Source organism: Plantimonas leprariae (assembly GCF_008802405.1).
Classification (GTDB): Bacteria; Pseudomonadota; Alphaproteobacteria; order Rhizobiales; family Rhizobiaceae; genus Plantimonas; species Plantimonas leprariae.
Genome location: NZ_VZDO01000003.1, coordinates 241,979 through 264,186, shown reverse-complemented (window position 1 = coordinate 264,186; position 22,208 = coordinate 241,979). Strand labels below are relative to the sequence as shown.

Genomic DNA, 22,208 nt, shown 5'->3' with positions numbered 1-22,208 from the left:
TTCCAGCGCGAATTTGGCTCGATGGATTCCGCCCCGCGCCAGACCCCGGCAGACGGCTTCGACGACTCCGGCCGGGAGTTCCGGACGCTGGTGGAATCCACCGCGGCGATCGTCTGGTCGGTGACGCCGGACGGCGTGTTCAGCGGCGAGCAGCCCGGCTGGTCGCGCTTCACCGGGCAGGGCGAGGCCGAATATTCCGGCTGGGGCTGGACCAACGCCATCCACCCCGACGACCGCGAGCGCAGCGCCAAGGCCTGGAACGAGGCGAACGTCGGGGGCACGCGCTACTTCGTCGAGCATCGCCTGCGCCGCCACGACGGCGAATGGCGCGACATGCTGGCGAACGCGGTGCCGATCCGGGGCGTCGACGGGGCGGTCGAGCGCTGGATCGGCTCGCACACCGACATCACGGCGGAGCGCCGCCTCGCCGCGGCGCTGGACGAGACGAACCTGCAGTTCGCCGCACTCGCCGACAACATCGCGCAACTCGCCTGGATGGCGCGGCCGGACGGCACGATCGTCTGGTGCAACCGCCGCTGGTTCGACTACACCGGCTGGGCGCCGGGCCGGCTCGAAGGCGCCGACTGGGCTTCCGTCCATCACCCGGACCACATCGAGCGGGTGCGCGGCGGCTTCTATGCCGCGGTCGCCGCCGGGCGGCCCTGGGAGGACACGTTTCCGCTGCGCGCCGCCGACGGCAGCTACCGCTGGTTCCTGGCGCAGGCCGTGCCGGTGCGGGAAGCGGAGGGCGGCGAGGTGCAGAAGTGGTTCGGCACCCACACCGACGTGACGCGCCAGCGGGCGCAGGAACACGAGCTGGCGCTGGCGCGCGAGGAGGCCGAGAACGCCAACCGCGCCAAGAGCGAGTTCATCGCCAACATGAGCCACGAGCTCCGCACGCCGCTCTCGGCGGTGATCGGCTATGCCGAGATGCTGGAGGAGGAGGCGCAGGAAAGCGGCGAGACCGGCATGCTCGGCGACCTCGCCAAGATCAACGGCAACGCCCGGCACCTCCTCAGCCTGATCAACAACGTCCTCGACCTGTCGAAGATCGAGGCGGAGCGGATGGAGGTGTTCCTCGAGACCTTCGCCGTTTCCGCCGTCGTGGCGGACATCTGCGCCGCCGTGCAGGTGCTGATGGCGAAGAAGGGCAACCGGCTCGTCGTCGAGATGGCCGACGACCTCGGCGACATGCACACCGACCAGGTGAAGCTTCGGCAGTGCGTGATCAACCTCCTGTCGAACGCGGCGAAGTTCTGCGAGAACGGCACGGTGACGCTGGAGGTCCGGCGCGCGACGGATTTCGGCCGCGACTGGCTGACCTTCGACGTCAGGGACACCGGCATCGGCATGGCGCCGGAACAGCTCCAGAAGCTGTTCCAGCGCTTCGCGCAGGCCGACTCGTCCACCACCCGCCGCTTCGGCGGGACGGGGCTCGGCCTCGCGATCACCAAGGCCTTCTGCAAGCTTCTCGGCGGCGACATCGCCGTCACCAGCCGCGAGGGCGAGGGCTCGGCCTTCACCGTGAAGCTGCCGGCGATCGCGACGGCGACCGTGGTCGAGACCGCGATCATCAAGCAGGTGCCGGCGGCCGAGCGGGCGGCGAGCCAGGGCGTGGTGCTGGCGGTCGACGACGATCCGAGCTCGCGCGACCTCGTGTCGAGGTTCCTGACACGCGAAGGCTTCATCGTCCGCACCGCCTCGGACGGCCTGTCGGGGCTGGAAACGGCGCGGGCGGTCCGGCCCGACGTGATCCTCCTCGACGTCACCATGCCGCGCATGGACGGCTGGTCGGTGCTGACGGCGCTGAAGGGCGACGCGGAACTCTCGGCGATCCCGGTCGTCATGCTGACCGTCATCGACCAGCACAGCCTCGGCTTCGCGCTGGGGGCCTCGGACTATCTCTTGAAGCCCGTGCAGTGGGGGCAGCTCCGCAAGGTCCTCGACCGCTTCGCGCCGAACGAGAACGCGCTGGTGCTGGCCGTCGACGACGACCGCGACCTCCTCGCGCGGATGCGCGGCGTCCTGGAAAAGGCGGGGCTCGGCGTTCTCACCGCCGAAAACGGCCGCGAGGCGCTGGCCCTCCTCGAAACGCGGACGCCCGACCTGATCCTCACCGATCTCGTGATGCCGGAGATGGACGGCTTCGCCTTCATCCGCGCCGTCAGGGCGCGGCCGGCGACGCGCGGCGTGCCGATCGTGGTGCTGACCTCGAAGAACCTGTCGCGGCAGGAGTTCCAGGATCTCCGCCGCGACACCGACACCGTCCTGTCGAAGCGGCAGGTCGACCTGCCGGACCTCCTCGACGAGGTCCGCGAACTCGTGGGCAGCCGCCGGCAGGGCGGCCAGCCCCTCCATTCCTTCGCGCCGGCGGCGGCGCGCGAAACCTCCGGGGACGTTTCCTGATGGCGCGGATATTGCTGGTCGAGGATCACGAGGAGATCTGGGATTTCCTGTCGCGGCGGCTGAAGCGCAAGGGCTACGATGTGGTTCTGGCGCATGACGGGCAGGACGCGGTGGATAAGGCGCGGGCGTCGAACCCCGACATCATCCTTCTCGACATGAACCTGCCGGTGATGGACGGCTGGACCGCGGCGAGGACGCTGCGCTCGGATGCCTCACTCCCCCGCATGCCGATCATCGCGCTCACCGCCCACGCCATGTCGGGCGACCGCGAGAAGACGCTGGCCGCCGGCTGCGACGACTACCACCCCAAACCCGTCGACTTCGCCAAACTCGTCACCCAGATCGACGCGCTGCTCGCGGGCAAGGGGTGAAACCGCTCAGGCGTCCTTGAGGTAGAAGGTCTGCATTCGGCCCTTGCCCGGCAGGTCGACGGGGCCGCGCGGCTCGAAGCGGAAGCCCCCGCCCGCCGCCGCGACCGTCGCCTCGGAGGCGTGGATGCGGCCCGGCTCGCAGGAGGCCTCCAGCCGGCTCGCCGTGTTCACCGTGTCGCCCCAGACGTCGTAGAAGAACTTCTTCGTGCCGACGATGCCGGCCGCGGCCGGCCCGGTATGGATGCCGATGCGGATGTCGAGCATGCTCCCATGCGCCCCGCCGTGGACGACCGCCGGCATTTCCGCCGCCATCGACACGACGCGCCGGGCGCTGTCGGCGATCGGGTCGGGGATGCCGCCCACCACCATGTAGGCGTCGCCGATCGTCTTGATCTTCTCCAGGCCGTTGCGGTCGGCGAGCGCGTCGAAGCGCGAGAAGATGCCGGCGAGGAGTTCCAGCGTCTCGGCCGGCGGCATGTCGGCGGCGAGCCGCGTGAAGCCGACGAGGTCGCAGAACAGGACCGTCACCTCGTCGAAGCGGTCGGCGATGGCGCTTTCGCCGGCGCGCAGGCGCCGCGCGACGCTGACGGGCAGGATGTTGTGGAGGAGGTCGTCGGAGCGCTGCTGCTCGGCCCGGAGCAGCCGCAGCGTTTCCTGCTCGCGGTCGCGCAGGAACTTGCGCTCCAGCGACGAGCCGATGCGGGCGCGGAGCAGCGTCTCGTCCAGCGGCTTCGACAGGTAGTCGTCGGCGCCCGCCTCGATGCAGCGCACCGCCGCCTCCACCTCGTCCAGCGCCGACATGACGATCACCGGCAGCACCTGCGTTTCCGGCCGCTCCCGCAGGCGCTTCAGGACTTCGAGCCCGTCGATGCCGGGCATCAGGAGGTCGAGCATCATCAGGTCGAAGCCGCCGCGGGCGGACTTCTCCAGCGCCGACTCGCCGCTGTTGCAGGTCGCGACCTCGTGGCCGTGGCGCTTCAGCCGCCGCGCGATGAGATCGCGCATTGAGGGGTTGTCGTCGACGACGAGGATGCGTCCGGTGATCGGCTGGCGCGCCGCCTCGCCGCGCTTCGCCCCGCTGCCGCCGTCCGCCTTCGCGTCGTCCGTCTCGTCGGAGGAATCGTGGGAGGCCGGCGCGGCGTCGCCCGCCCGCAGCCCGGCGGCGCCGCTGTTCCGGGCGAAACCGGACAGCTTCTCGACCGAGGTGAGGAGCCGGTTCGCGAGCCCGAGCGTGTCGGCGAGCGCCTCGCCGAGCCAAGCGTCGCCGTTGTCGCCGGCTTCCTCGGCCACCAGTTCGCCGTAGCCGAGGATCGCGGTGATCGGTGTGCGGAGGTCGTGCCGGATCGTGCGGATCTCGCCCTGCCGGTCGGCCGCTCCCGCGGCGTCGTCGAACCGGCGTTCCGCCAAGGCGGCGGTGAGGCGCTGGAGGTGGGAGGCAGCCTTCACGGTGCGCGCCAGATCGTCGCGGTAGGCGTCGCCCTTCGCCGCGGCCTCGTCGAGGATGGCGGCGGTTCGCCGCGCGAGGTCGTTCGCCGGGGCCTCCAACTCCTCGCGCACGAACTCGGCCAGTTGCCGCGCGGCCGGCACGCTGTCGTGACCATCGTTCGTGCGCATCAATGCCGCACCGGTTCCAGCTTTCGTCGGCCGCCTTCGCCGAAAGAGCTAGGGCGGGGCGGGCGCGGAACCATCCGCCCCTCGAACCATGTGCCGGGAAACGAAGGCGTTTCGGCCGGAGCCGTTCCCGGGGCGCCGCCGCGCCTATATCCGCCGGCATCCATCCCTATCGAAAGGCAGACCCCATGCTGGCAAGACGCACGCTCGGACTGGAAGGGCTCGAAGTCTCGGCGCTCGGCCTCGGCTGCATGGGGATGAGCCAGAGCTACGGCACGTTCGACGACGCCGAGTCGGTGAAGACCCTGCACCGCGCGATCGAGCTCGGCTGCGACTTCCTCGACACCGCCGAGGTCTACGGACCCTTCACCAACGAGGAGCTTCTCGGCCGCGCCCTCGAAGACCGGCGCGACGAGGTGACGATCGCGACGAAGTTCGGCTTCCGCATCGAGGATGGGAAGAACGCCGGCACGGACAGCCGACCCGAGCATATTCGCGAGGTCTGCGAGGCGTCGCTGAAGCGGCTACGGACCGACCGGATCGACCTCTTCTACCAGCACCGCGTCGATCCGAACGTTCCGATCGAGGATGTCGCGGGGGCGGTCGGCGAACTGGTGCAGGCGGGGAAGGTGCGGTTCTTCGGCCTGTCGGAGGCCGGCGTCGGCACGATCCGCCGCGCGCACGGCGTCCATCCGGTGAGCGCGCTGCAGAGCGAGTATTCGCTGTGGGAGCGCAATCTCGAGGACGACGTGATCCCGGCGCTGCGCGAGCTCGGCATCGGCCTCGTTCCCTTCAGCCCGCTCGGTCGCGGCTTCCTGACCGGCACCGCGAAGCCGGCGGAAGAGTACGACGAAGGCGACTTCCGGCGCGGCGACCCGCGTTTCCAGGGCGGGAACTTCGCCGCGAACATGCGCGCCGCCGATGCGGTGCGGGCGCTGGCCGAAGAGAAGGGCGCGAAGCCCGGCCAGATCGCGCTCGCCTGGCTGCTGCACCAGGGCGACGACGTCGTGCCGATCCCGGGGACGAAGCGGCGCACTTATCTGGAAGAGAACATCGCCGCGGCCGACATCCCCCTTTCGGCCGACGACCTGACGCGGCTCGACGAGGCGCTGAAACCCGGCACCACGGCCGGCCCGCGCTACAGCGAGCGGATGATGGCGACGATCGACCGCTGAGGCCGAGGCGGCGCATGGAGATCCATCTCGACCTGCTCGGCGGGATCGCCGGCGACATGTTCGTCGCCGCGCTCCTCGACGCTTTTCCGGAAGCCGAGGCGGGGGTGCTCGCGAGCGTCGCGGCGGTGGCGGGCGAGGGCGTCGTCGCCTGCCGCTCGGAGCCGCACGGCGACGGGACGCTCCGCGGCCGGCGCTTCGCGGTGGAGCGGGTCGAGGCGCACGATCAACCCCACCATCATCGCCATTGGGCCTCGATCCGCGCCGGCATTGAGCGGGCCGAACTGCCGGAGGCGGTGCGCGGCCATGCGGTCGCGATCTTCATGCATCTGGCGGAAGCGGAAGCGCGGGTTCACGGCGTCGCGCCGGAGGAGGTGGCGTTCCACGAGGTCGGGGCCTGGGACTCGATCGCCGACGTGGTCGCGGCGGCGCACCTCATCGCCACTGCGGACGCCTCGCGCTGGACCGCCTCGCCCGTGCCGCTCGGTCGCGGGCGGGTGCGGACGGCGCATGGCTGGCTGCCGGTTCCCGCGCCCGCGACGGCGCTCCTCCTCGAAGGGATGGAAACGATCGACGACGGGATCGGCGGCGAGCGCGCGACGCCGACCGGCGCGGCGATCCTGCGCCACCTTTGCGGCGATGCGGCGCCCGCCGCACCGAAACCGCGCCGGCTCGCCCGCTCCGGCATCGGCTTCGGCACGCGCAAGCTGGAGGGCGTGCCGAACGTCGTGCGGGCCCTGGTGTTCGATGCGGCGGAAACGGCCCCAGCCGGCTCGCACCGCGAGCTCGGCGTGATCGAGTTCGAGGTCGACGACCAGAGCGCCGAGGACCTTGCGATGGGGCTCGACCGGCTGCGCGCCCACGCGGCGATCCTCGACGCCGTGCAGATGCCGGTCTTCGGCAAGAAGGGCCGGATGGCGGTCTCCGTCCGCCTCCTCGCCAAGGCCGGCGCGATGGACGCGGCGATCGAGGCGGTGTTTCGCGAGACGACGACGATCGGGCTGCGTCACCACGTCGTCTCCGGCGCGGCGTTGCCGCGTCGCGCGCCGACGGTGACGGTGGACGGTCTGCCGGTGCGGGTGAAGGTGGTGGACCGGCCGGGTGGCACGACCGCCAAGGCTGAGGCCGACGACGCGCTGGCGCACGAGACGCATGCCCGCCGGGCAGCCTTGCGCCGCGAGGCCGAGCGGCTGGCGCTCGAAGGGGAGGATGCATGAGCGGCGATGCCGTCTTCCGCCTCGAAGCCGCGCTCCGCGCGGCCGGGCCGCTCGTCGCCGTCGCGGTGTCCGGCGGCGTCGACAGCCTGACGCTGGCGAGCCTGGCGCGGGAGGTGCTCGGGCAGGGCGGCATGCTGGCGGTCCATGCCGTCTCGCCGGCCGTGCCGGCGGAGGCGACGCGGCGGGTGCGGGAACTGGCGGCGGCGCGCGACTGGCGGCTCGCCGTCATCGGTGCGGGCGAGTTCGAGGACCCGCGTTATCTCGCCAATCCGGTGAATCGCTGCTTCTTCTGCAAGACCAACCTCTACGGCGCGATCCGAACCGAGACCGACCGGCAGATCGTCTCCGGCGCCAATCTCGACGATCTCGGCGAATACCGGCCGGGCCTCGACGCCGCGCGCGAGCACGGCGTGCGCCATCCCTTCGTGGAGGCCGGCTTCGCCAAGCGTGACGTGCGGGCGCTGGCGGCGGAACTCGGGCTCGGCGACGTGGCGGAGCTTCCGGCCGCGCCCTGCCTTGCCAGCCGCATCGAGACCGGCATCCGGGTAGAGCCGGACGCGCTCGCCTTCATCCACGCGGCCGAGGCGATGGTGGCGGAACATCTGGGGGCCGGCGGCGGAGCCTCCCGCGCCGTTCGCTGCCGCTTGCGCGCCGGCGGCATCGTGATCGAGCTCGACCGGACGAGCTTCGAGCGGCTGGGCGAGGCGGAGCGAGACGCACTCGCCGCCCGGATCGCGGCCGAACGTCCGGCACGGCTCGGCGAGCAGGCCGTCGGCTTCGCGCCCTACCGGACGGGCAGCGCTTTTCTCGTAGGCCAGGCATGAGCGACGAGTTCGTCCTCGACTTCCGGCGCGAGGAGCGGATCGGGCTGGAGGAGGCGGTCTTCGCCGAGGCCAAGTCCGCGGCGCAGATCGACGCCATCCTCGACGCGGTCGCGGCGAGAGACGGCGCGATCCTCCTGACCCGCCTCGACGAGGCGAAGCTCGCGGCGCTGAAGCCGGAGCACCGGACCGCGATCGACTACTGTGCCGTGTCGTGCACCGCTGTGTTCGGGCCGATGCGTCCGGTCGCCGGGTCCGGCCGCGTCGCGGTGATCTGCGCCGGCACCTCGGACGTTCCTGTCGCCCGCGAGGCGCTGCGGACGCTGCGCTACCAGGGCGAAGAAGCAGAACTGATCGCCGATGTCGGCGTCGCGGGCCTCTGGCGGCTGACCAGCCGGATCGAGGAAATCCGCCGCTTTCCGGTGCTCGTCGTCGCGGCCGGCATGGACGCGGCGCTGCCGAGCGTCGTCGCGGGCCTCGTCGCCGGCGCGGTGATCGCGGTGCCGACCTCGGTCGGCTACGGCGTCGCGGCGGGCGGCCACGCCGCGCTCCACGCGATCCTCGCGAGCTGCGCCCCCGGCATCGCGACGGTCAACATCGACAACGGCTACGGCGCGGCCTGTGCGGCGCTTCGCCTGCTGCGCGCCGCGGAACGAATGCGGGAGGCGACGCCTTGACCTTCCAATCCAGCCAGCGAGGAGCCAGCCCATGGATCGCCGAAGCTTCGTCGGGGGCGCCGTCGTCGGCGCCGGAGTCGCGGCCGCTTCCGGCGCGGGGGCCGCGGCCGTGAACATTGCGGCGCTCCCCAACATGCGGGTCGACGACCCAGCCGACCTGCCCTTCGTCGCCGATCCGGGCGAGAAGCGCGGCGAGATGCTCTACCGCCGCTTCGGCCGGCACGACGAGAAGATCTCGGCGATCGGCATCGGCGGCTTCCACCTCGGCAAGTCGACGCTGACCGATGCCGAGGCGACGCGGCTGATCCATCAGGCGATCGAGCGCGGCATCACATTCATGGACAACTGCTGGGACTACAACAAGGGGCGGTCCGAGCTTCGAATGGGCGAGGCGCTGGAGGAAGGCTCGCGCCGCGACAAGGTGTTCCTGATGTCCAAGATGGACGGGCGCACGAAACAGGAGGCCATCGATCAGATCGACACCTCGCTGAAGCGCCTGCGCACCGATCGGATCGACCTCGTGCAGCACCACGAGATCCTGCGCTACGACGACCCGGACCGCGTCTTCGGCGAGGGAGGCGCGATGGAAGGCTTCGAGGCGGCGCGGCAGGCCGGCAAGCTGCGCTACATCGGCTTCACCGGCCACAAGGATCCGCGCATCCACCTGCAGATGCTGGCCGTCGCCAAGGAGCGCGGCTTCACCTTCGATTCATGCCAGATGCCGCTCAACGTCATGGACGCGCATTTCCGCTCCTTCGCCCATCTGGTGCTGCCGCATCTGGTGGCGGACGGCGTCGCGGTGCTTGGCATGAAGACCTTCGGCGACTCGGTGCTCCTGAAGAGCGGCGCGCCGATCGAGCCGGTGGAATACATCCACTATTCGCTCAACCTGCCGACGACGACCGTGGTGCTCGGCATGGAGCAGCAGCGCGACATGGATCAGGCGTTCGAGGCGCTCAGCACCTTCCAGCCGATGGACAAGACCAAGGTCGCCGAGCTTCTCGCTCGCTCGAAGCCCTACGCGCTGGAGGGCAAGTACGAGCTGTTCAAGACCTCGACCATCTTCGACGGCACGGCGAAGAACGCCGAATGGCTTGGCGAGGACGTCGCAGCGGTGAAAGACCTCGCGCCGAAGATGGAGTGAGCCCGGCTCCCCCGATCCGCTATTCCAGCTTCGGCTCGCCGGGCGCGGTGCCGTTCCACGTCATCGGCGCGACGACCGAGAGCGAGGTCGCGGGCGAGCCCTCAATGATCCGCGTCGTCCGCGCGACATAGACGAGGCTGCCGTTCGTCTTGTCGAACAGGCGGTCGATCTCCAGCGACTTGAAGATCAGCGAACGGCGCTCGTCGAAGACGCCCTCGCCGTCCTCGTCGGCGTCGACCGGTTCCCTGTAGACGATCGGACCGGTCTGGACGCAGGAGACGCTGGCGATCGACGGGTCCTCGGCGATGCCGACCGCGCCGCGCAGGCCCCCGGTGCGCGGCCGCGCGACGTAGCAGCTGACGCCCTCGATCTTCGGGTCCTCGAAGGCCGTCACCACGATCTTATGGTTCGGGCCGATCAGCTTGAACGCCGTCGACACCTCGCCGACGTCCCGCGCCCCGGCGGCCGTCGCCGGGACGAGCACCGCGAGTGCGGCGAGGACGGCTCGCCTCATTCGGCGATCCGCCGCTCGGCATAGGTGCCGAGTTCGGTCGGGAAGGCGAGATCGTCGGGCTTCGCGACGCGGATGGGATAGCCCTTCAGCGCGGCGAATTCGTCGGCTTCCTTGATGACGGCGGCCAAGTCGCCCTCCGTCTGCCCCTCGTAGGTCGGCGCGCCACCGGAGCCCTCGCGCGGCTGGCCGGGCTTCTCCACCGAAACGCGGCCCCGCAACCCGTCACCTTCTTTTGAAACGGTGACGAGAAGGAAATACGAGGTCTCCTCGCCGGTCGGCGGGAAATAGAGCTTGTCGGTGGCGGACATGATCGAGCGGCTCCCTTTTTGCTGGTTTCCGCCGATAGATAGGAAGCCGCGCGGCGGAAGCCCGTGCCGTGAGATGCGACGGTCGGCCGAGGTCGCCGCGACGACGCTTCGGACCATATGTCGGGCTTCGCCGGTTCGTCCGGCCACCCCCTTCGGAGGAGTCGCCCTTGGCCGCCGGCAACCGACGCATCCGCCTCGCGCTCGTTCTCGCCGCCGCGATGCTCGCCGCGCCCGTCTGCGGGGCGCGCGCGCAAAGTCCGGGGCCGGATGCCGGCGGCGGCGAGCGTCCCGGCGCGCTGCGGCTCCTACCGGATGCCCCGTCCGTCACGCGCCGTTCGGTCGATGCCGGCGGGCGGACGATCCGCTACGCGGCGGAGGCCGGCACGCTGCCGCTGCGCGCCGCGAGCGGCGAAACGCGCGCCGCGATGTTCTACGTCTCCTATGCGCAGGAGCCGCGAAACCCGGCGCGGCCCGTCACCTTCGCCTTCAACGGCGGCCCCGGCGCGGCTTCCGCCTTCCTGAACCTCGGCGCGCTCGGGCCGCGCGCCGTCGGCTTCGCGCCGGATGGATCGGTGCCGCCGCCCCCGGCGCGCCTGCGCGACAACCCGGACACCTGGCTCGCCTTCACCGATCTCGTCTTCGTCGACCCGGTCGGCACCGGCTACAGCCGCGCGGCCGACCCCGAGAAGGCTTCGGACTACTGGGGCGTCGACCGCGACGCCGAAGCGATGGAGGCGTTCATCCGGCTCTGGCTCGCCCGCAACGGGCGCACCGGCTCGCCGGTCTTTCTCGCCGGCGAAAGCTATGGCGGCTTCCGGGCGGCGGTGGTCGCGCGGAAGCTGCAGGCGGACGGGGCGGTCGCGCCGAGCGGCATGGTGATGATCTCGCCCGCGATCGAGTTCGCGCTCTTGCGCGGGACCGACGACTTCCAGCCGCTGCCCTGGGCGCTCGGCCTGCCCGGCATGGCGGCGGTGGAGCTGGAGCGGCAGGGCGTCCGGGGCGAGGCGCTGGAGCAGCGCCTCGCGGCGGCGGAGCGCTTCGCGCTCGGCGACTATCTTCTCGACCTCGCCGACGGGATCGCGATGAAGCCGGAGACGATCGACGCGCTGGCGCGCTGGACCGGCCTTTCGCCCGACCTCGTCCGGCAGCGGAACGGCCGCGTGCCGGCATCGGTCTTCGTCAAGGAACTGTCGAAGCGCGCCGGCCGCTCTCCCAGCTTCTACGACGGCACGGTGGACGGGCCGGACCCGGAGCCGGGCAGCGCCCGGCCGGAAGCGCCCGACGCCGTGCTCGACCGCGCGACGCCCGCCTTCTCCAGCGCCTTCGTCGCCTATGTCCGCGAGGAGATCGGCTACCGGACGGACGTGACCTATCGGCTGCTCGAAGGCGAGATCGGCGGGCGCTGGGACTACGGCACGACGCCGCAGCGCCAGGGCTATGCCGGCGCGCTGGAGGACCTCACCGAAGCGCGGGCGCTGAACCCGTCGATGCAGGTGATGATCGCGCACGGGCGGACCGACCTCGTGACGCCGCCCTTCGCCACGAAGTACCTGATCGGCCAGGAGCCGCCGCTCGCCGGCGCGGCGCCGGTCGAGCTGCGGACCTACGAGGGCGGCCACATGATGTATATGCGCGCCGATTCCCGTCATGCGCTCTCGCTCGACGCGCGGGCGCTGTTCGAGCGCGCCGCCGCGCCCGCGCCGAGCGGCGGCGGGACCCCCGCGCCGGGGGGCGGCTGAGGGGCGTCGCCGCTTGGCCGCATCCCCGCGCAACGGTCCCGCCGCGCCGCGAGGCGTGCGCGAGCGCTCCCGGGCGCTCCGCAACCTGCCGCCGTTCCTCGTTCTTGTCTGGCGCGCCAGCCCGCCGCTCGCCGCGAGCGCGGTGGCGCTGCGGCTCGTCCGCGCCTTCCTGCCGATCCTGCTCCTCTTCGTCGGCAAGCTGATCATCGATGAGGTGGTGCGGCTGGCGGGATTGCCGAACCGGCCGGACTCGCTCGCGAACTGGCTGGAAAGCGGGCTCGCCGACCGCCTCGCCCTCCTCGTCGCGGCCGAGTTCGCGCTGGCGATCGCCGACGACGTCTTCGGCCGCGTCGTATCCTATGCCGAGGGTACGCTGTCGGAGCGCGTCTCGATCGCCGCCTCGATCCGGCTGATGCGGCATGCCGCGACGCTCGACCTCGCGACCTTCGAGGACGCCGAGTTCCAGAACCGGCTGGAGCGGGCGCGCATCCAGACCACCGGCCGCATCCCGATCATCGGGCAGGTCGCCGGCCAGGCGCAGGATCTGGCGACGCTGGCGAGCTTCGCGGCGGGGCTCGCCGCCTATTCGCCCTGGCTCGTCGCGCTGCTGGCGGTGACGCTGGTGCCGGGCTTCCTCGGCGAGGCGCATTTCAACAACGAGGCCTACGCGCTCGCCCATGCGCGGACCGCCGAGCGGCGCGAGATCGACTACGTGCGCCAGACGGCGGCGGGCGTCGACGCGGCGAAGGAGGTGAAGATCTTCGCGCTCGGCGCCTTCCTCGTCGAGCGCTACCGGCACCTCGCCGAGCGCTTCTTCACGTCGAGCCGGCGGATCGCCGGGCGGCGCGCGGCCTGGGGCGCGCTGTTCGCCGCCTTCGGCACGCTCGGCTACTACGCGGCCTACGCCTTCATCGTGGCGCGGGCGCTGGCCGGCGCGATCACGATCGGCGACCTGACCTTCCTCGCCGGGTCGTTCCGGCGGCTGCGCGCGCTGCTCGACGCGCTCCTCACCGGCTTCTCGGCCACCGCCGCGCAGGCGCTCTACCTCGAAGACCTGTTCTCGTTCTTCCGCGTCGAGGCCTCGATCCGCCGCCCCGCCACCGATCTCCTGCCGTTTCCGGAGCCGATGCGCGACGGCTTCCGCTTCGAGGGTGTCGGCTTCCGCTATCCGGGCTCGGAGCGCTGGGCGGTGCGCGACCTGTCCTTCGACCTCCGCGCCGGCGAGACGATCGCCCTCGTCGGGGAGAACGGCGCCGGCAAGACGACGATCGTGAAGCTCCTCGCCCGCCTCTACGAGCCGACGGAAGGGCGGATCACGCTCGACGGCCGCGACCTTGGCGAATACGACGCGGACGCCTTGCGTGCCCATGTCGGGGTGATCTTCCAGGATTTCGTGCGCTACAGCCTGACCGCCGCCGAGAACATCGCGGTCGGGCGCATCGAGGCGCGAAACGACCGGCCGCGGATCCGCACGGCCGCGGTGGAGAGCCTCGCGGACGAGGTGGTCGCCAAGCTCCCCGAGGGCTACGACCAGATGGTGGGCAAGCGTTTCGTCAACGGCGTCGAGCTTTCCGGTGGCGAATGGCAGAAGCTGGCGATCGCGCGGGCCTATATGCGCGACGCCGCGGTGCTGATCCTCGACGAGCCGACCGCCTCGCTCGACGCGCGGGCGGAGGCCGAGGTCTTCGCCAGGTTCCGCGACCTGTCGCGCGGGCGGACCAGCGTCCTCATCTCGCACCGCTTCTCCTCGGCGCGCCTCGCCGACCGCATCCTCGTGCTCGGGGAGGGCCGGGTCGAGGCGCAGGGGACGCACGCGGAACTGCTGCGCGCGAGCGGCCGCTACGCCGAGCTCTTCGAGCTGCAGGCGCGCGGCTATCGGTAGGACGCCGTCTCAACGCTCCGGCGGCGGGCAGGGCCATTTCTGCGAGGGGGTGAGGCCGGACGGCAGCTTGGTCGCGGGGTCGCCGCAGGCGAGATCGACCTGCGCCTGCGTGAGGCCGGTGGCCGTCGACAGGTCCAGCCCCTCGATGCGGGTCAGGAACATGTAGGCGCCGGAGAAGTTCAGCGGTCCCTCGATCGTCGCGCCGGCGAGATTTGCGCGCGCGAGGTTGGCGAAGGTAAAGTCGTTGTTGCCGAGCACCGCCTTCTCGAAGCGGGCCCGGCCGAGCTCGGCCTTCTCGAAGCTGCTGTTGGAGAGCCGGGCGGCGACGAAGGCGGAGCGCTGCAGCTCCGCGCCCTTGAACGATGCGCCGGTCGCGGACAGCTTTGACAAGTCGACGCGGTAGCCCTCGACCTTGGTGAAGTTCGCGCCGTCGGCGACCGCGCCCGCGAGCGACGTGCCCGCCAGCTTGGCGTCCTCGAGATTGGCCCCCTTCAGCGCCACCTCGCGCAGATCGCTCTGGCTGAGGTCCGCGCCGCGGAGATCCGCCCCTTCCAGATTCTCGCCGGACAGCATCAGGTTGCGCCGGTTGCAGCCGCTCCAGTCCCGTCCGGCTTCCGCCGAGCCGTTGCAGTCGGCGGCGAAGGCCGCCGCCGAGGGCAGGAGAAGCGCGATGGCTGTGGCGATGGAGCGGATCATCCTGGCCGTCCCGTCCGTGTCGGTTGCGACTGTGACGACCCCATTCTACCGGCGATGGCCGGGTGCGGATAGGGCGGATCGCTCGCTCATGCCGCCGTCAGGACGACCTTGACGCTCTGGCTCCGGTCGAGCGCCAGGCGGAAGGCGGCCGGCGCATCGAGAAGCGGCCGGCGCGCCGTGACGATCCGCATGACGTCGACCTTGCCCGAGGCGATGAGGTCGACGGCCTTGGCGAACTCGGCGTCGAAGCGGAACGTGCCGAGAAGGTCGATCTCCTTCGCCATCACCGCGTTCATCGGGCTCGGGATGTCGCCGCCGGGGAGGTTGCCGATCTGGACCACCGTGCCGCCGCGCCGAACGGTGCGAATCGCGGAAGCGAGACCCGCTGCCGTGCCGGATGCTTCGAACACGACGTCCGGCGCCTCGATCGTCTCCAGCCCCTTCGGGTCTGCCGAAAGGTCGATCGCCGCGTCGGCCCCGAGCGCCTTCGCCATGGCGAGCGGCGCCGCGGCGAGGTCCACTACCGCGGCGCGGGCCGGCCCTCGCAGCTTAGCAGCCACGAGTGTCAGGAGTCCGATCGGCCCGGCGCCGACGACGAGGACGCTCCGGCCGGCGAGATCGCCGCCGCGCTTCACCGCGTGGAGGCAGACCGCCAGCGGCTCGGCGAGCGCCGCCGCCTCGATCGGCAGCGAATCCGGCACGGGCACGCACTGTTCCGGCGTCGTGTCGAAGAGGGTCGCGAAGCCGCCCTGCATGTGCGGGTTCTTCGAGGCCGAGCCCATGAAGAAGACGTTCTCGCAAAGGTTCGCCCGCCCCTCGCGGCAGCGGGGACAATGGCCGCAGGGGCGGAACGGGTTCACCGCGACGCGCGTGCCGGGCGCGAGGCCCTCGACCTTCGCTCCGACCGCTTCCACCGTCCCGGCGATCTCGTGGCCGAGGACGAGCGGCTCCTTCACCACGAAGTCGCCGGTCCGGGCGTGGCGGAAATAGTGCATGTCGGAGCCGCAGATGCCGCCGGCCCCGAAGCGGATGCGGACCCTCGCCGGGTCGAGTTCGCCCAACGGACGCTCGACGACCCGGAGGTCCTCGGGTGCGAAGATGGTGACGGCTTTCGCGAGGGTCATCGGATCAGTCCCATCTGGGTCGGGAGCCACAGCGTCACCACCGGCACGAAGGTGATGACGAGGAGGGCGAGGAAGAGCGGCACCAGCCAGGGCAGGATCGCGACCGTGGTGCGCTCGACCGAGAGTTTCGCAACGCGCGACAGGACGAACAGCACCATGCCGAGCGGTGGGTGAAGGAGGCCGATCATCAGGTTCAGCGTCATGATCAGGCCGAAATGCACCGGATCGACGCCGAGCCGCAAGGCGATCGGAAGCAAGATCGGCACGACGATGGTGATCGCCGCGATCGTGTCGAGGAAGCAGCCGATCACGAGGAGGAGGATGTTCACGAGGAGGAGGAACACCCACTTGTTGTCGGTGACCGAGAGGATCGCGTCCGACATCAGCTGCGCCGCCTGGCTGACGGTGAGGAGCCAGGCGAAGACGGAGGCCGCCGTCACGATGAAGAGGACCGAGGCGGTGGTCTCGATCGTGTCGAAGCTCGCCTTCGCCAGCGTCGCGAACGTCATCGTGCGGTAGCGCACGAGCCCGAGGAACAAGGACCAGATGACGGCGGCGACTGCCGCTTCCGTCGGCGTGAACCAGCCCATCGTCATGCCGCCGATGAGGATCATCGGCGTCATCAGCGCCATCACCGCCGAGAACTGGTAGCGCCAGTCGAGCGCGACGAGGAGGGCGAGCGCGGCGAGGACGGACAGGTTGAGCGACAGGCCGGCCCGCGTCAGCACCCAGACGGCGAGCGGGAACAGGAGGACGACGAGGACCTCCAGGGACGCGGCGAGGAGCTTTCGCGTGTCGAAGGGCGCGTCGGAGCCCCAACCGCGCCGGTAGGCGATGACCGCGACCGTCAGCATCATCAGGAGCGTCATCACGACGCCCGGCAGGATGCCGGCCATGAACAGGGCGCCGATCGAGACGTTCGCCATCATGCCGTAGATCACGAAGGGGAGCGAAGGCGGGAAGATGGGTCCCAGCGTCGCGGACGCCGCGGTGACGCCGACCGCCGCTTCCACCGGATAGCCATGGTCCCGCATCGCCTTGATCTCGATCGTGCCGATGCCGGCGGCGTCGGCCAGCGCCGTGCCGGACATGCCGGAGAAGATCACCGAGCCGAGGATGTTCACCTGCGCGAGCCCGCCCTTCATCCAGCCAACGAGGGCGACGGCGAAGGAATAGATGCGGCCCGTGACGCCGGCGATGTTCATCAAATTCCCGGCGAGGATGAAGAACGGCACGGCGAGGAGCGGGAAGCTCTCGACGCCCGCGATCATGCGCTGCGCGACGATGATGTCGGGCGCGACGCCGTAGACCACGAGGTAGAGGCCGGAGGCGACGAACATCGAGATCGCGACCGGCACGCCGACCAGCATCAGGACGAGGAAGCAGCCGATAAGAAGCGACATCCGCGTCAGGCCCCCGTGCCGTCGAAGGCGCCGGGGCGCTCCAGCGTGGAATAGCCGCGCCGCCAGTCGCCCCAGGCGACGAGCACGGAGCGGAGCAGCATCAGGACGAAGGCCGCGAACACCGTGTAGAAGACGACGGAGCGCGGCAGGTCGACCGTCACCATCCGCTCGCGCCGGACGATCCAAGCGTAGCGCCAGAGGAGGTAGGCGGCATAGGCGAAGAAGGCGATGCGGACGACGTCGACGAACAGCGACAAGACACGGCCGGCGCGTTCCGGCAGGTAGTGGAACAGGATGTCCACCTGGATGTGGCGCGACAGGCGCACGCACATCACCGATCCGAGGAAGACCACCACGACCAGGCAGTTGATCGCGATCTCCTCCGTCCAGGCGAAGCTGTTGTTGAGGACGTAGCGGGTGAAGAACTGCAGGAAGACGCAAAGCGCCATTCCCCAGAACACCGCCAGCGTCAGCCAGTCCTCGACCGAGAAGACGCGGAGATCGACCGGCGCGGCCTCCTCGTCGAAGACCTCCGCGATCTCCTCGGCCGTGACCTTCGCGTGCGGTTCTGCGGCGGACGACATGCGCGTCTCCTCGGCTGGCGGAACTCGTGGAACGGAAGCGGGCCCGCCCGCCGCGAGAACGGGCGAGCGGACCGGGCTTGGCCGCGGCTACTGGATGGCGCGGATCGCGTCGTAGTCCGCCTGGACGTAGCCGTAGCTCTCCAGCGGCGACTTCTCCTTCACGGTCTTTTCGAAGTCGGCCTTGTCGACCTCGGTCACCGTCAGGCCGCGGTCCTTGAAGGTCTGGACCAGCGCGGCTTCCCGCTCCTGCACGATCTTCGTCGCGCGGGCCGCCGCCTCCTGCATGACGTCGGTGAAGATCTGCTTGTCGGCGTCCGACAGCGAGGCCCAGCGCGTCTGCGAGATCACGGTGTTGAGGTGGTCGGTGATGTGGCCGGTGAGGACGATGTACTTCTGCACCTCGAAGAACTTCTTCGCCTCGATCGTGGTCAGCGGGTTCTCCTGCGCCTCGACCGTGCCGTTCTGGAGCGCGAGATAGACCTCGGCGAAGGCGATCGGCGCGGTGTTCGCGCCGCAGGCGCGCGGCATCGCGAGATAGGCCGGCACGTCCGGCACGCGCATCTTCACGCCCTGAAGATCGGCGCAGGTCCGGATGTCCTTGTTCGCGGTGGTGTGGCGCGTGCCGTAGTAGGTGACCGCCGCGATGTGGTGGCCCGACGCTTCCTCGTAGCCGGCCGCGAGGCGCTTGAACACGTCGCTCTTCGTGTAGGCGAGGAGGTGCTCCGGGTTGCGGAAGATGTAGGGGTAGTAGGTGACACCGATCGGCGGGTATTCGCGCGCCGCGAAGCTCGACCCCGAGATGATGATGTCGACGGTGCCGAGCGTCAGGCCCTGGTTGATGTCGGCTTCCTTGCCGAGTTGCGAGGCCGGGAAGACCTGGATCTCGTAGCGCCCCTCGGTGCGCTTCTTGATCTCCTCCGCCGCCCAGAGCGATTCCGTGTGGAACGGCTCGCTCGTCTCATAGACGTGCGCCCATTTAAGCGTCGTCGCCTGGGCGAAGGCGCCCGTCGGCAAGAGCGCCAGCGCGGCGAGCGCCGCTCCGAACAACCGGTTCTTCGTTGGCATGCGGTTTCCTCCCTTGTCGTGATCCCCGGCGAAGCGGTGGGGCGGCTTCCCGTGCCGCCGCCATTGCCGCCGCCGTCCTTCCCGGTTCCGCGTCGCCGAAGCCCGTCTGGAACCGGAGCTGCGATTTCTCGAGATGCGCCCGCATCGCGGCGCTCGCCGCCGCGGCGTTCCCGTTCGCGATGGCGTCGCGCACGAGGCGGTGCTCGTCGTGCGCCAGCCGCCAGCTCGCACCGTTCTCGAAATAGCCGGACAGGCGCTCGAAATACGGCGACATCCGCTTGTCGAAGAGCTCGCCGACGAGCCGGGTCACGACCGGGTTGCCGACGATCCCCGCGACGCCGACGTGGAACAGCCGGTCGAGCGCGATCGTCTCGGGCGAGGGATGCCCGCCGCGCTCGGCCTCCGCCAGGACCTCGTCCAGCGTCGCGACCTCGTGCGGCCCGGCCAGCGTCGCGGCTTGCGCCGCGACGGCGCTCTCGATCAACTCGCGCGCCCCGAGAATTTCGAACGGTCCGTCGGCCTCGATCCTCACGCCCGTCGCCGCCGGCTCCCGCGCGGTGACGTAGATGCCGGAGCCGACGCGAATGCGCACCCACCCTTCGACCTCCAGCGCGATCAGCGCCTCGCGCACGGTCGGCCGCGAGATGCCGAGCCGCTCCGACAGCTCGCGCTCCGGCGGCAGCCGGTCGCCGGAGGAGTATTCGCCGCGCTCGATCAGGCCGCGCAACTGATCGGCGACCTGACGGTAGAGACGGCGGGGTTCGATCGCGGTGAGCGGCATTCGAAGTGGTCAATCGGCCAGACCAATTGCCCAAATGTGCAACCGGTGGCATGCTCGCGTCAAGCCCGATCGCGAAGCAGCCCTCGCGCTTGCCAAGCGGGCCGCGGTCGGGAGAACATGGGCGATTCGCTGGAAAGGCCGTGGAGGACGGCCGGCGGACGCGGAGTGGAGGAAACGGTCCGGCATGGCATCGGTCGATATCGTCGACGTCAGGAAGAGCTTCGGCTCGCATCCGGTGATCAAGGGCGTCAGCGTCCGGATCGAGGACGGAGAGTTCGTGATCCTCGTCGGGCCGTCGGGCTGCGGGAAGTCGACGCTGCTCCGGATGCTGGCGGGCCTCGAACACGTCTCCGCCGGCGAGATCCGCATCGGCGAGCGCGTCGTCAACGACCTGCCGCCGAAGGACCGGGACATCGCGATGGTGTTCCAGAACTACGCGCTCTATCCGCACATGACGGTGGCCGACAACATGGCCTTTTCCTTGAGCCTCAAGGGCGCGGGGAAGCCGGAGATCGACGGCCGCGTGAAGCCGGCGGCGGAGATCCTCGGCCTGTCGCATCTCCTCGACCGCTATCCGCGCCAGTTGAGCGGCGGGCAGCGCCAGCGCGTTGCGATGGGCCGCGCGATCGTGCGCGACCCGGCCGTGTTCCTGTTCGACGAGCCGCTATCCAACCTCGACGCCAAGCTGCGCGTCTCGATGCGCACCGAGATCAAGAACCTCCACCAGCGCCTGACCACGACCACGGTCTACGTCACGCACGACCAGATCGAGGCCATGACCATGGCCGACAAGATCGTCGTCATGCAGGACGGGCGGATCGAGCAGGTCGGCGCGCCGCTGGAGCTCTACGACCGGCCGGCCAACCTCTTCGTCGCCGGCTTCATCGGCTCGCCGGCGATGACCATGCTGAGCGGCCGCGTCGATCCGGACGACGCCTCGCGCTTCCGCACCGGCGACGGGCTGGCGCTGCCACTGCCGTCCGGCCACAAGGGACAGCCGGGGCAGGATCTCGTCTACGGCCTCCGGCCGGAGGCGATCGGGCTCGGCGGCGCGATCCCGATCGAGGTCGTGGTGGTGGAGCCGACCGGCTTCGAGAGCCACGTGCTCGGCCGGCTCGGCCAGACGAGCGTCAACTGCGTGTTCCGCGAGCGCATCGCCGCCCGGCCGGGCGAGACCTTGCCTGTTTCGATCGACCCCGGCTCGGTGCACCTGTTCGACGCAGGGACGGGCCGGCGGCTTTAGGCAAATCACGGGTCCCGTCGCCGGGAGAGGGGCGGGGCCACGGCATGGAAACGGGAGGAGAAGAACCCATGATCATCGACCGCAGACGGCTACTCGCCGGCACGGCCGGCCTCGCGGCGGGCCTCGCCCTGCCGGGCGGCCTCGGGCGCGCGCTCGCGCAAGGGGCCGAGCCGAGTTTCACGCCGGAATCCGGCGCGAGCCTCCGGCTCCTGCGCTGGGCGCCCTTCGTGCCGGCGGAAGAGGCGGCCTGGCTCGCCAACACGAAGAAGTTCACCGAAGCGACCGGCGTCGAGGTGCGGATCGACAAGGAAAGCTGGGAGGACGTGCGCCCGAAGGCCGCCGTCGCGGCCAATGTCGGCTCCGGCCCCGACATGGTGATGAGCTGGTTCGACGACCCGCAGCAGTACCCGGACAAGCTCCTCGACGTGACGGATCTCGCCAACTTCGTCGGAGGGGCGAACGGCGGCTGGTATCCGGGCCTCGAAGGCTACGCCAAGCGCGAGGGCAAGTTCATCGCCATGCCGCTCTGCGCCATCGGCAACGCCGTGGTGTATCGCGACAGCCACGTGAACGCGGCCGGCTTTTCCGAATTCCCGAAGGACACGGCCGGGTTCCTGGAACTCTGCAAGGCGATGCAGGCGAAGGGCACGCCCGCCGGCTTCCCGCTCGGCAAGGCGGTCGGCGACGGCAACAACTACGCCCACTGGCTGCTCTGGAGCCACGGCGGCAAGATGGTGGACGAGCAGGGGAAGGTGACGATCAACAGCCCCGAAACGCTGGCGGCCGTCAAATACGCGATGGAGCTCTACAAGACCTTCATTCCGGGGACCGAAAGCTGGCAGGACGTCAACAACAACCGCGCCTTCCTGGCCGGGCAGGTGTCGCTGACCGCGAACGGCGTCTCGGTCTACTACGCCGCGCTCAAGGACGACTCGACGAAGCCGATCGCCGAGGATATGCGCTCGACCAACCTGCCGGTCGGTCCGGTCGGCCAGTCGGTCGAGCTGCACCAGACCTCGACCCTCTCGATCTTCGCCCACACGAAGTATCCGGAGGCGGCGAAGGCGTACCTGAAGTTCATGTACGGGACGGACAACATGAACGCCTGGATCGAGGGTGCCAGCGCCTATTGCTGCCAGCCGCTGAAGGGTCTCGCGAACAACCCGGTCTGGACGGCGAAGCCGATCCACGCGGCCTATGCGAAGGCCTCCGAGACGCTTCGGCCCAACGGCTATGCCGGTCCGCTCGGCGCGGCCTCGGCCGGCGTCATGGCCGACTACGTGCTGGTCGACATGTTCGCGGAAGCCTGCACCGGCCAGTCCGCCCCGGAGGACGCGATCGCGAACGCCGAGCGCCGGGCGAGCCGGTACTACCGGAGCTGATCGCTTCGGCTGGCGGAAGCGCGGCATACCCTCTCCCCGTCCGGGAGAGGGCGAGGTCCGGCGGCCGC

The 22,208-nt window shown here is 70.4% G+C and carries 20 protein-coding genes; 11 read left to right on the top strand and 9 right to left on the bottom strand.

Annotated elements, in window-relative coordinates; translation table 11 throughout:
• The first annotated feature begins 21 nt into the window (after positions 1–21).
• Together F6X38_RS05880 and F6X38_RS05875 are read left to right on the top strand one after the other, a co-directional pair.
• Positions 22–2,406: a PAS domain-containing hybrid sensor histidine kinase/response regulator gene (locus tag F6X38_RS05880; RefSeq protein WP_150968669.1), complete on the top strand. Its 2,385-nt coding sequence runs from the start codon at positions 22–24 to the stop codon at positions 2,404–2,406.
• The gene (locus tag F6X38_RS05875) at positions 2,406–2,777 is read left to right on the top strand and encodes a response regulator (RefSeq protein WP_150968668.1); all 372 of its coding nucleotides are present in this window, start codon (positions 2,406–2,408) and stop codon (positions 2,775–2,777) included. Before F6X38_RS05880 ends, F6X38_RS05875 begins: the two co-directional genes overlap by 1 nt.
• A 6-nt stretch (positions 2,778–2,783) precedes the next feature.
• Here F6X38_RS05875 and F6X38_RS05870 read toward each other — a convergent pair whose 3' ends face one another.
• A complete protein-coding gene (locus F6X38_RS05870; protein ID WP_150968667.1) occupies positions 2,784–4,391 on the bottom strand; it encodes an adenylate/guanylate cyclase domain-containing protein in 1,608 nt (535 codons plus the stop codon).
• Between the two features lie 185 nt (positions 4,392–4,576).
• Here F6X38_RS05870 and F6X38_RS05865 point away from each other — a divergent pair, with 185 nt between their 5' ends.
• Genes F6X38_RS05865 through F6X38_RS05845 form a run of 5 tightly spaced genes read left to right on the top strand, consistent with a single transcriptional unit; the run spans position 4,577 to position 9,419 of the window.
• The gene (locus F6X38_RS05865) at positions 4,577–5,563 is read left to right on the top strand and encodes an aldo/keto reductase (RefSeq protein ID WP_150968666.1); all 987 of its coding nucleotides are present in this window, start codon (positions 4,577–4,579) and stop codon (positions 5,561–5,563) included.
• A 14-nt stretch (positions 5,564–5,577) separates the two neighbouring features.
• A complete protein-coding gene (gene larC, locus F6X38_RS05860; RefSeq protein ID WP_150968665.1) occupies positions 5,578–6,777 on the top strand; it encodes a nickel pincer cofactor biosynthesis protein LarC in 1,200 nt (399 codons plus the stop codon).
• Positions 6,774–7,601: an ATP-dependent sacrificial sulfur transferase LarE gene (larE, locus tag F6X38_RS05855; protein ID WP_150968664.1), complete on the top strand. Its 828-nt coding sequence runs from the start codon at positions 6,774–6,776 to the stop codon at positions 7,599–7,601. Before larC ends, larE begins: the two co-directional genes overlap by 4 nt.
• Positions 7,598–8,275 carry a nickel pincer cofactor biosynthesis protein LarB gene (larB, locus tag F6X38_RS05850; protein ID WP_150968663.1) on the top strand — a complete coding sequence of 226 codons (678 nt, stop codon included), beginning with the start codon at positions 7,598–7,600 and terminating at the stop codon, positions 8,273–8,275. Before larE ends, larB begins: the two co-directional genes overlap by 4 nt.
• 31 nt (positions 8,276–8,306) lie before the next feature.
• Positions 8,307–9,419 (top strand): aldo/keto reductase, encoded by a 1,113-nt coding sequence (locus F6X38_RS05845; RefSeq protein ID WP_150968662.1) that lies wholly within the window; start codon positions 8,307–8,309, stop codon positions 9,417–9,419.
• Positions 9,420–9,438: 19 nt separating this feature from the next.
• On the opposite strand, the gene F6X38_RS05840 is transcribed toward F6X38_RS05845, so the two are convergent.
• The gene (locus F6X38_RS05840) at positions 9,439–9,933 is read right to left on the bottom strand and encodes a CreA family protein (RefSeq protein WP_150968661.1); all 495 of its coding nucleotides are present in this window, start codon (positions 9,931–9,933) and stop codon (positions 9,439–9,441) included.
• The gene (locus F6X38_RS05835) at positions 9,930–10,241 is read right to left on the bottom strand and encodes a hypothetical protein (protein ID WP_150968660.1); all 312 of its coding nucleotides are present in this window, start codon (positions 10,239–10,241) and stop codon (positions 9,930–9,932) included. The genes F6X38_RS05840 and F6X38_RS05835 overlap by 4 nt, the downstream gene beginning before the upstream one ends.
• Positions 10,242–10,408: 167 nt before the next feature.
• Here F6X38_RS05835 and F6X38_RS05830 point away from each other — a divergent pair, with 167 nt between their 5' ends.
• Positions 10,409–11,980, top strand: a complete 1,572-nt coding sequence (locus F6X38_RS05830) for a S10 family peptidase (protein WP_246191212.1) — start codon at positions 10,409–10,411, stop codon at positions 11,978–11,980.
• Positions 11,889–13,862 (top strand): ABC transporter ATP-binding protein, encoded by a 1,974-nt coding sequence (locus tag F6X38_RS05825; protein WP_150968659.1) that lies wholly within the window; start codon positions 11,889–11,891, stop codon positions 13,860–13,862. The genes F6X38_RS05830 and F6X38_RS05825 overlap by 92 nt, the downstream gene beginning before the upstream one ends.
• Positions 13,863–13,871: 9 nt before the next feature.
• On the opposite strand, the gene F6X38_RS05820 is transcribed toward F6X38_RS05825, so the two are convergent.
• From F6X38_RS05820 to F6X38_RS05795, 6 genes are all read right to left on the bottom strand, one after another.
• Positions 13,872–14,558, bottom strand: a complete 687-nt coding sequence (locus tag F6X38_RS05820; RefSeq protein ID WP_150968658.1) for a pentapeptide repeat-containing protein — start codon at positions 14,556–14,558, stop codon at positions 13,872–13,874.
• Between the two features lie 86 nt (positions 14,559–14,644).
• Positions 14,645–15,682: an L-idonate 5-dehydrogenase gene (locus F6X38_RS05815; RefSeq protein ID WP_150968657.1), complete on the bottom strand. Its 1,038-nt coding sequence runs from the start codon at positions 15,680–15,682 to the stop codon at positions 14,645–14,647.
• Complete coding sequence (locus F6X38_RS05810; protein ID WP_150968656.1) at positions 15,679–17,085, bottom strand: TRAP transporter large permease; 1,407 nt, start codon at positions 17,083–17,085, stop codon at positions 15,679–15,681. Before F6X38_RS05810 ends, F6X38_RS05815 begins: the two co-directional genes overlap by 4 nt.
• 5 nt (positions 17,086–17,090) lie before the next feature.
• A complete protein-coding gene (locus F6X38_RS05805) occupies positions 17,091–17,669 on the bottom strand; it encodes a TRAP transporter small permease (RefSeq protein WP_150968655.1) in 579 nt (192 codons plus the stop codon).
• An 87-nt stretch (positions 17,670–17,756) separates the two neighbouring features.
• Positions 17,757–18,734, bottom strand: a complete 978-nt coding sequence (locus F6X38_RS05800) for a sialic acid TRAP transporter substrate-binding protein SiaP (protein ID WP_150968654.1) — start codon at positions 18,732–18,734, stop codon at positions 17,757–17,759.
• Positions 18,646–19,515 (bottom strand): FadR/GntR family transcriptional regulator, encoded by an 870-nt coding sequence (locus tag F6X38_RS05795; RefSeq protein WP_150968653.1) that lies wholly within the window; start codon positions 19,513–19,515, stop codon positions 18,646–18,648. Before F6X38_RS05795 ends, F6X38_RS05800 begins: the two co-directional genes overlap by 89 nt.
• 184 nt (positions 19,516–19,699) lie before the next feature.
• Between F6X38_RS05795 and F6X38_RS05790 the strand changes: the two genes are divergently transcribed.
• Positions 19,700–20,758, top strand: coding sequence for an ABC transporter ATP-binding protein (locus tag F6X38_RS05790; protein WP_150968652.1), 1,059 nt, complete (start codon positions 19,700–19,702; stop codon positions 20,756–20,758).
• Between the two features lie 68 nt (positions 20,759–20,826).
• A complete protein-coding gene (locus F6X38_RS05785) occupies positions 20,827–22,140 on the top strand; it encodes an ABC transporter substrate-binding protein (RefSeq protein WP_150968651.1) in 1,314 nt (437 codons plus the stop codon).
• Positions 22,141–22,208 lie beyond the last annotated feature (68 nt).

What these genes read in the sequence shown, in the direction of transcription:
- F6X38_RS05880 (WP_150968669.1), top strand. Translation starts at nt 22, where the DNA reads ATGGATTCCGCCCCGCGCCAGACCCCGGCAGACGGCTTCGACGACTCC.
- F6X38_RS05875 (WP_150968668.1), top strand. Translation starts at nt 2,406, where the DNA reads ATGGCGCGGATATTGCTGGTCGAGGATCACGAGGAGATCTGGGATTTC.
- F6X38_RS05870 (WP_150968667.1), bottom strand. Translation starts at nt 4,391, where the DNA reads ATGCGCACGAACGATGGTCACGACAGCGTGCCGGCCGCGCGGCAACTG.
- F6X38_RS05865 (WP_150968666.1), top strand. Translation starts at nt 4,577, where the DNA reads ATGCTGGCAAGACGCACGCTCGGACTGGAAGGGCTCGAAGTCTCGGCG.
- larC (WP_150968665.1), top strand. Translation starts at nt 5,578, where the DNA reads ATGGAGATCCATCTCGACCTGCTCGGCGGGATCGCCGGCGACATGTTC.
- larE (WP_150968664.1), top strand. Translation starts at nt 6,774, where the DNA reads ATGAGCGGCGATGCCGTCTTCCGCCTCGAAGCCGCGCTCCGCGCGGCC.
- larB (WP_150968663.1), top strand. Translation starts at nt 7,598, where the DNA reads ATGAGCGACGAGTTCGTCCTCGACTTCCGGCGCGAGGAGCGGATCGGG.
- F6X38_RS05845 (WP_150968662.1), top strand. Translation starts at nt 8,307, where the DNA reads ATGGATCGCCGAAGCTTCGTCGGGGGCGCCGTCGTCGGCGCCGGAGTC.
- F6X38_RS05840 (WP_150968661.1), bottom strand. Translation starts at nt 9,933, where the DNA reads ATGAGGCGAGCCGTCCTCGCCGCACTCGCGGTGCTCGTCCCGGCGACG.
- F6X38_RS05835 (WP_150968660.1), bottom strand. Translation starts at nt 10,241, where the DNA reads ATGTCCGCCACCGACAAGCTCTATTTCCCGCCGACCGGCGAGGAGACC.
- F6X38_RS05825 (WP_150968659.1), top strand. Translation starts at nt 11,889, where the DNA reads ATGCGCTCTCGCTCGACGCGCGGGCGCTGTTCGAGCGCGCCGCCGCGC.
- F6X38_RS05820 (WP_150968658.1), bottom strand. Translation starts at nt 14,558, where the DNA reads ATGATCCGCTCCATCGCCACAGCCATCGCGCTTCTCCTGCCCTCGGCG.
- F6X38_RS05815 (WP_150968657.1), bottom strand. Translation starts at nt 15,682, where the DNA reads ATGACCCTCGCGAAAGCCGTCACCATCTTCGCACCCGAGGACCTCCGG.
- F6X38_RS05810 (WP_150968656.1), bottom strand. Translation starts at nt 17,085, where the DNA reads ATGTCGCTTCTTATCGGCTGCTTCCTCGTCCTGATGCTGGTCGGCGTG.
- F6X38_RS05805 (WP_150968655.1), bottom strand. Translation starts at nt 17,669, where the DNA reads ATGTCGTCCGCCGCAGAACCGCACGCGAAGGTCACGGCCGAGGAGATC.
- F6X38_RS05800 (WP_150968654.1), bottom strand. Translation starts at nt 18,734, where the DNA reads ATGCCAACGAAGAACCGGTTGTTCGGAGCGGCGCTCGCCGCGCTGGCG.
- F6X38_RS05795 (WP_150968653.1), bottom strand. Translation starts at nt 19,515, where the DNA reads ATGCCGCTCACCGCGATCGAACCCCGCCGTCTCTACCGTCAGGTCGCC.
- F6X38_RS05790 (WP_150968652.1), top strand. Translation starts at nt 19,700, where the DNA reads ATGGCATCGGTCGATATCGTCGACGTCAGGAAGAGCTTCGGCTCGCAT.
- F6X38_RS05785 (WP_150968651.1), top strand. Translation starts at nt 20,827, where the DNA reads ATGATCATCGACCGCAGACGGCTACTCGCCGGCACGGCCGGCCTCGCG.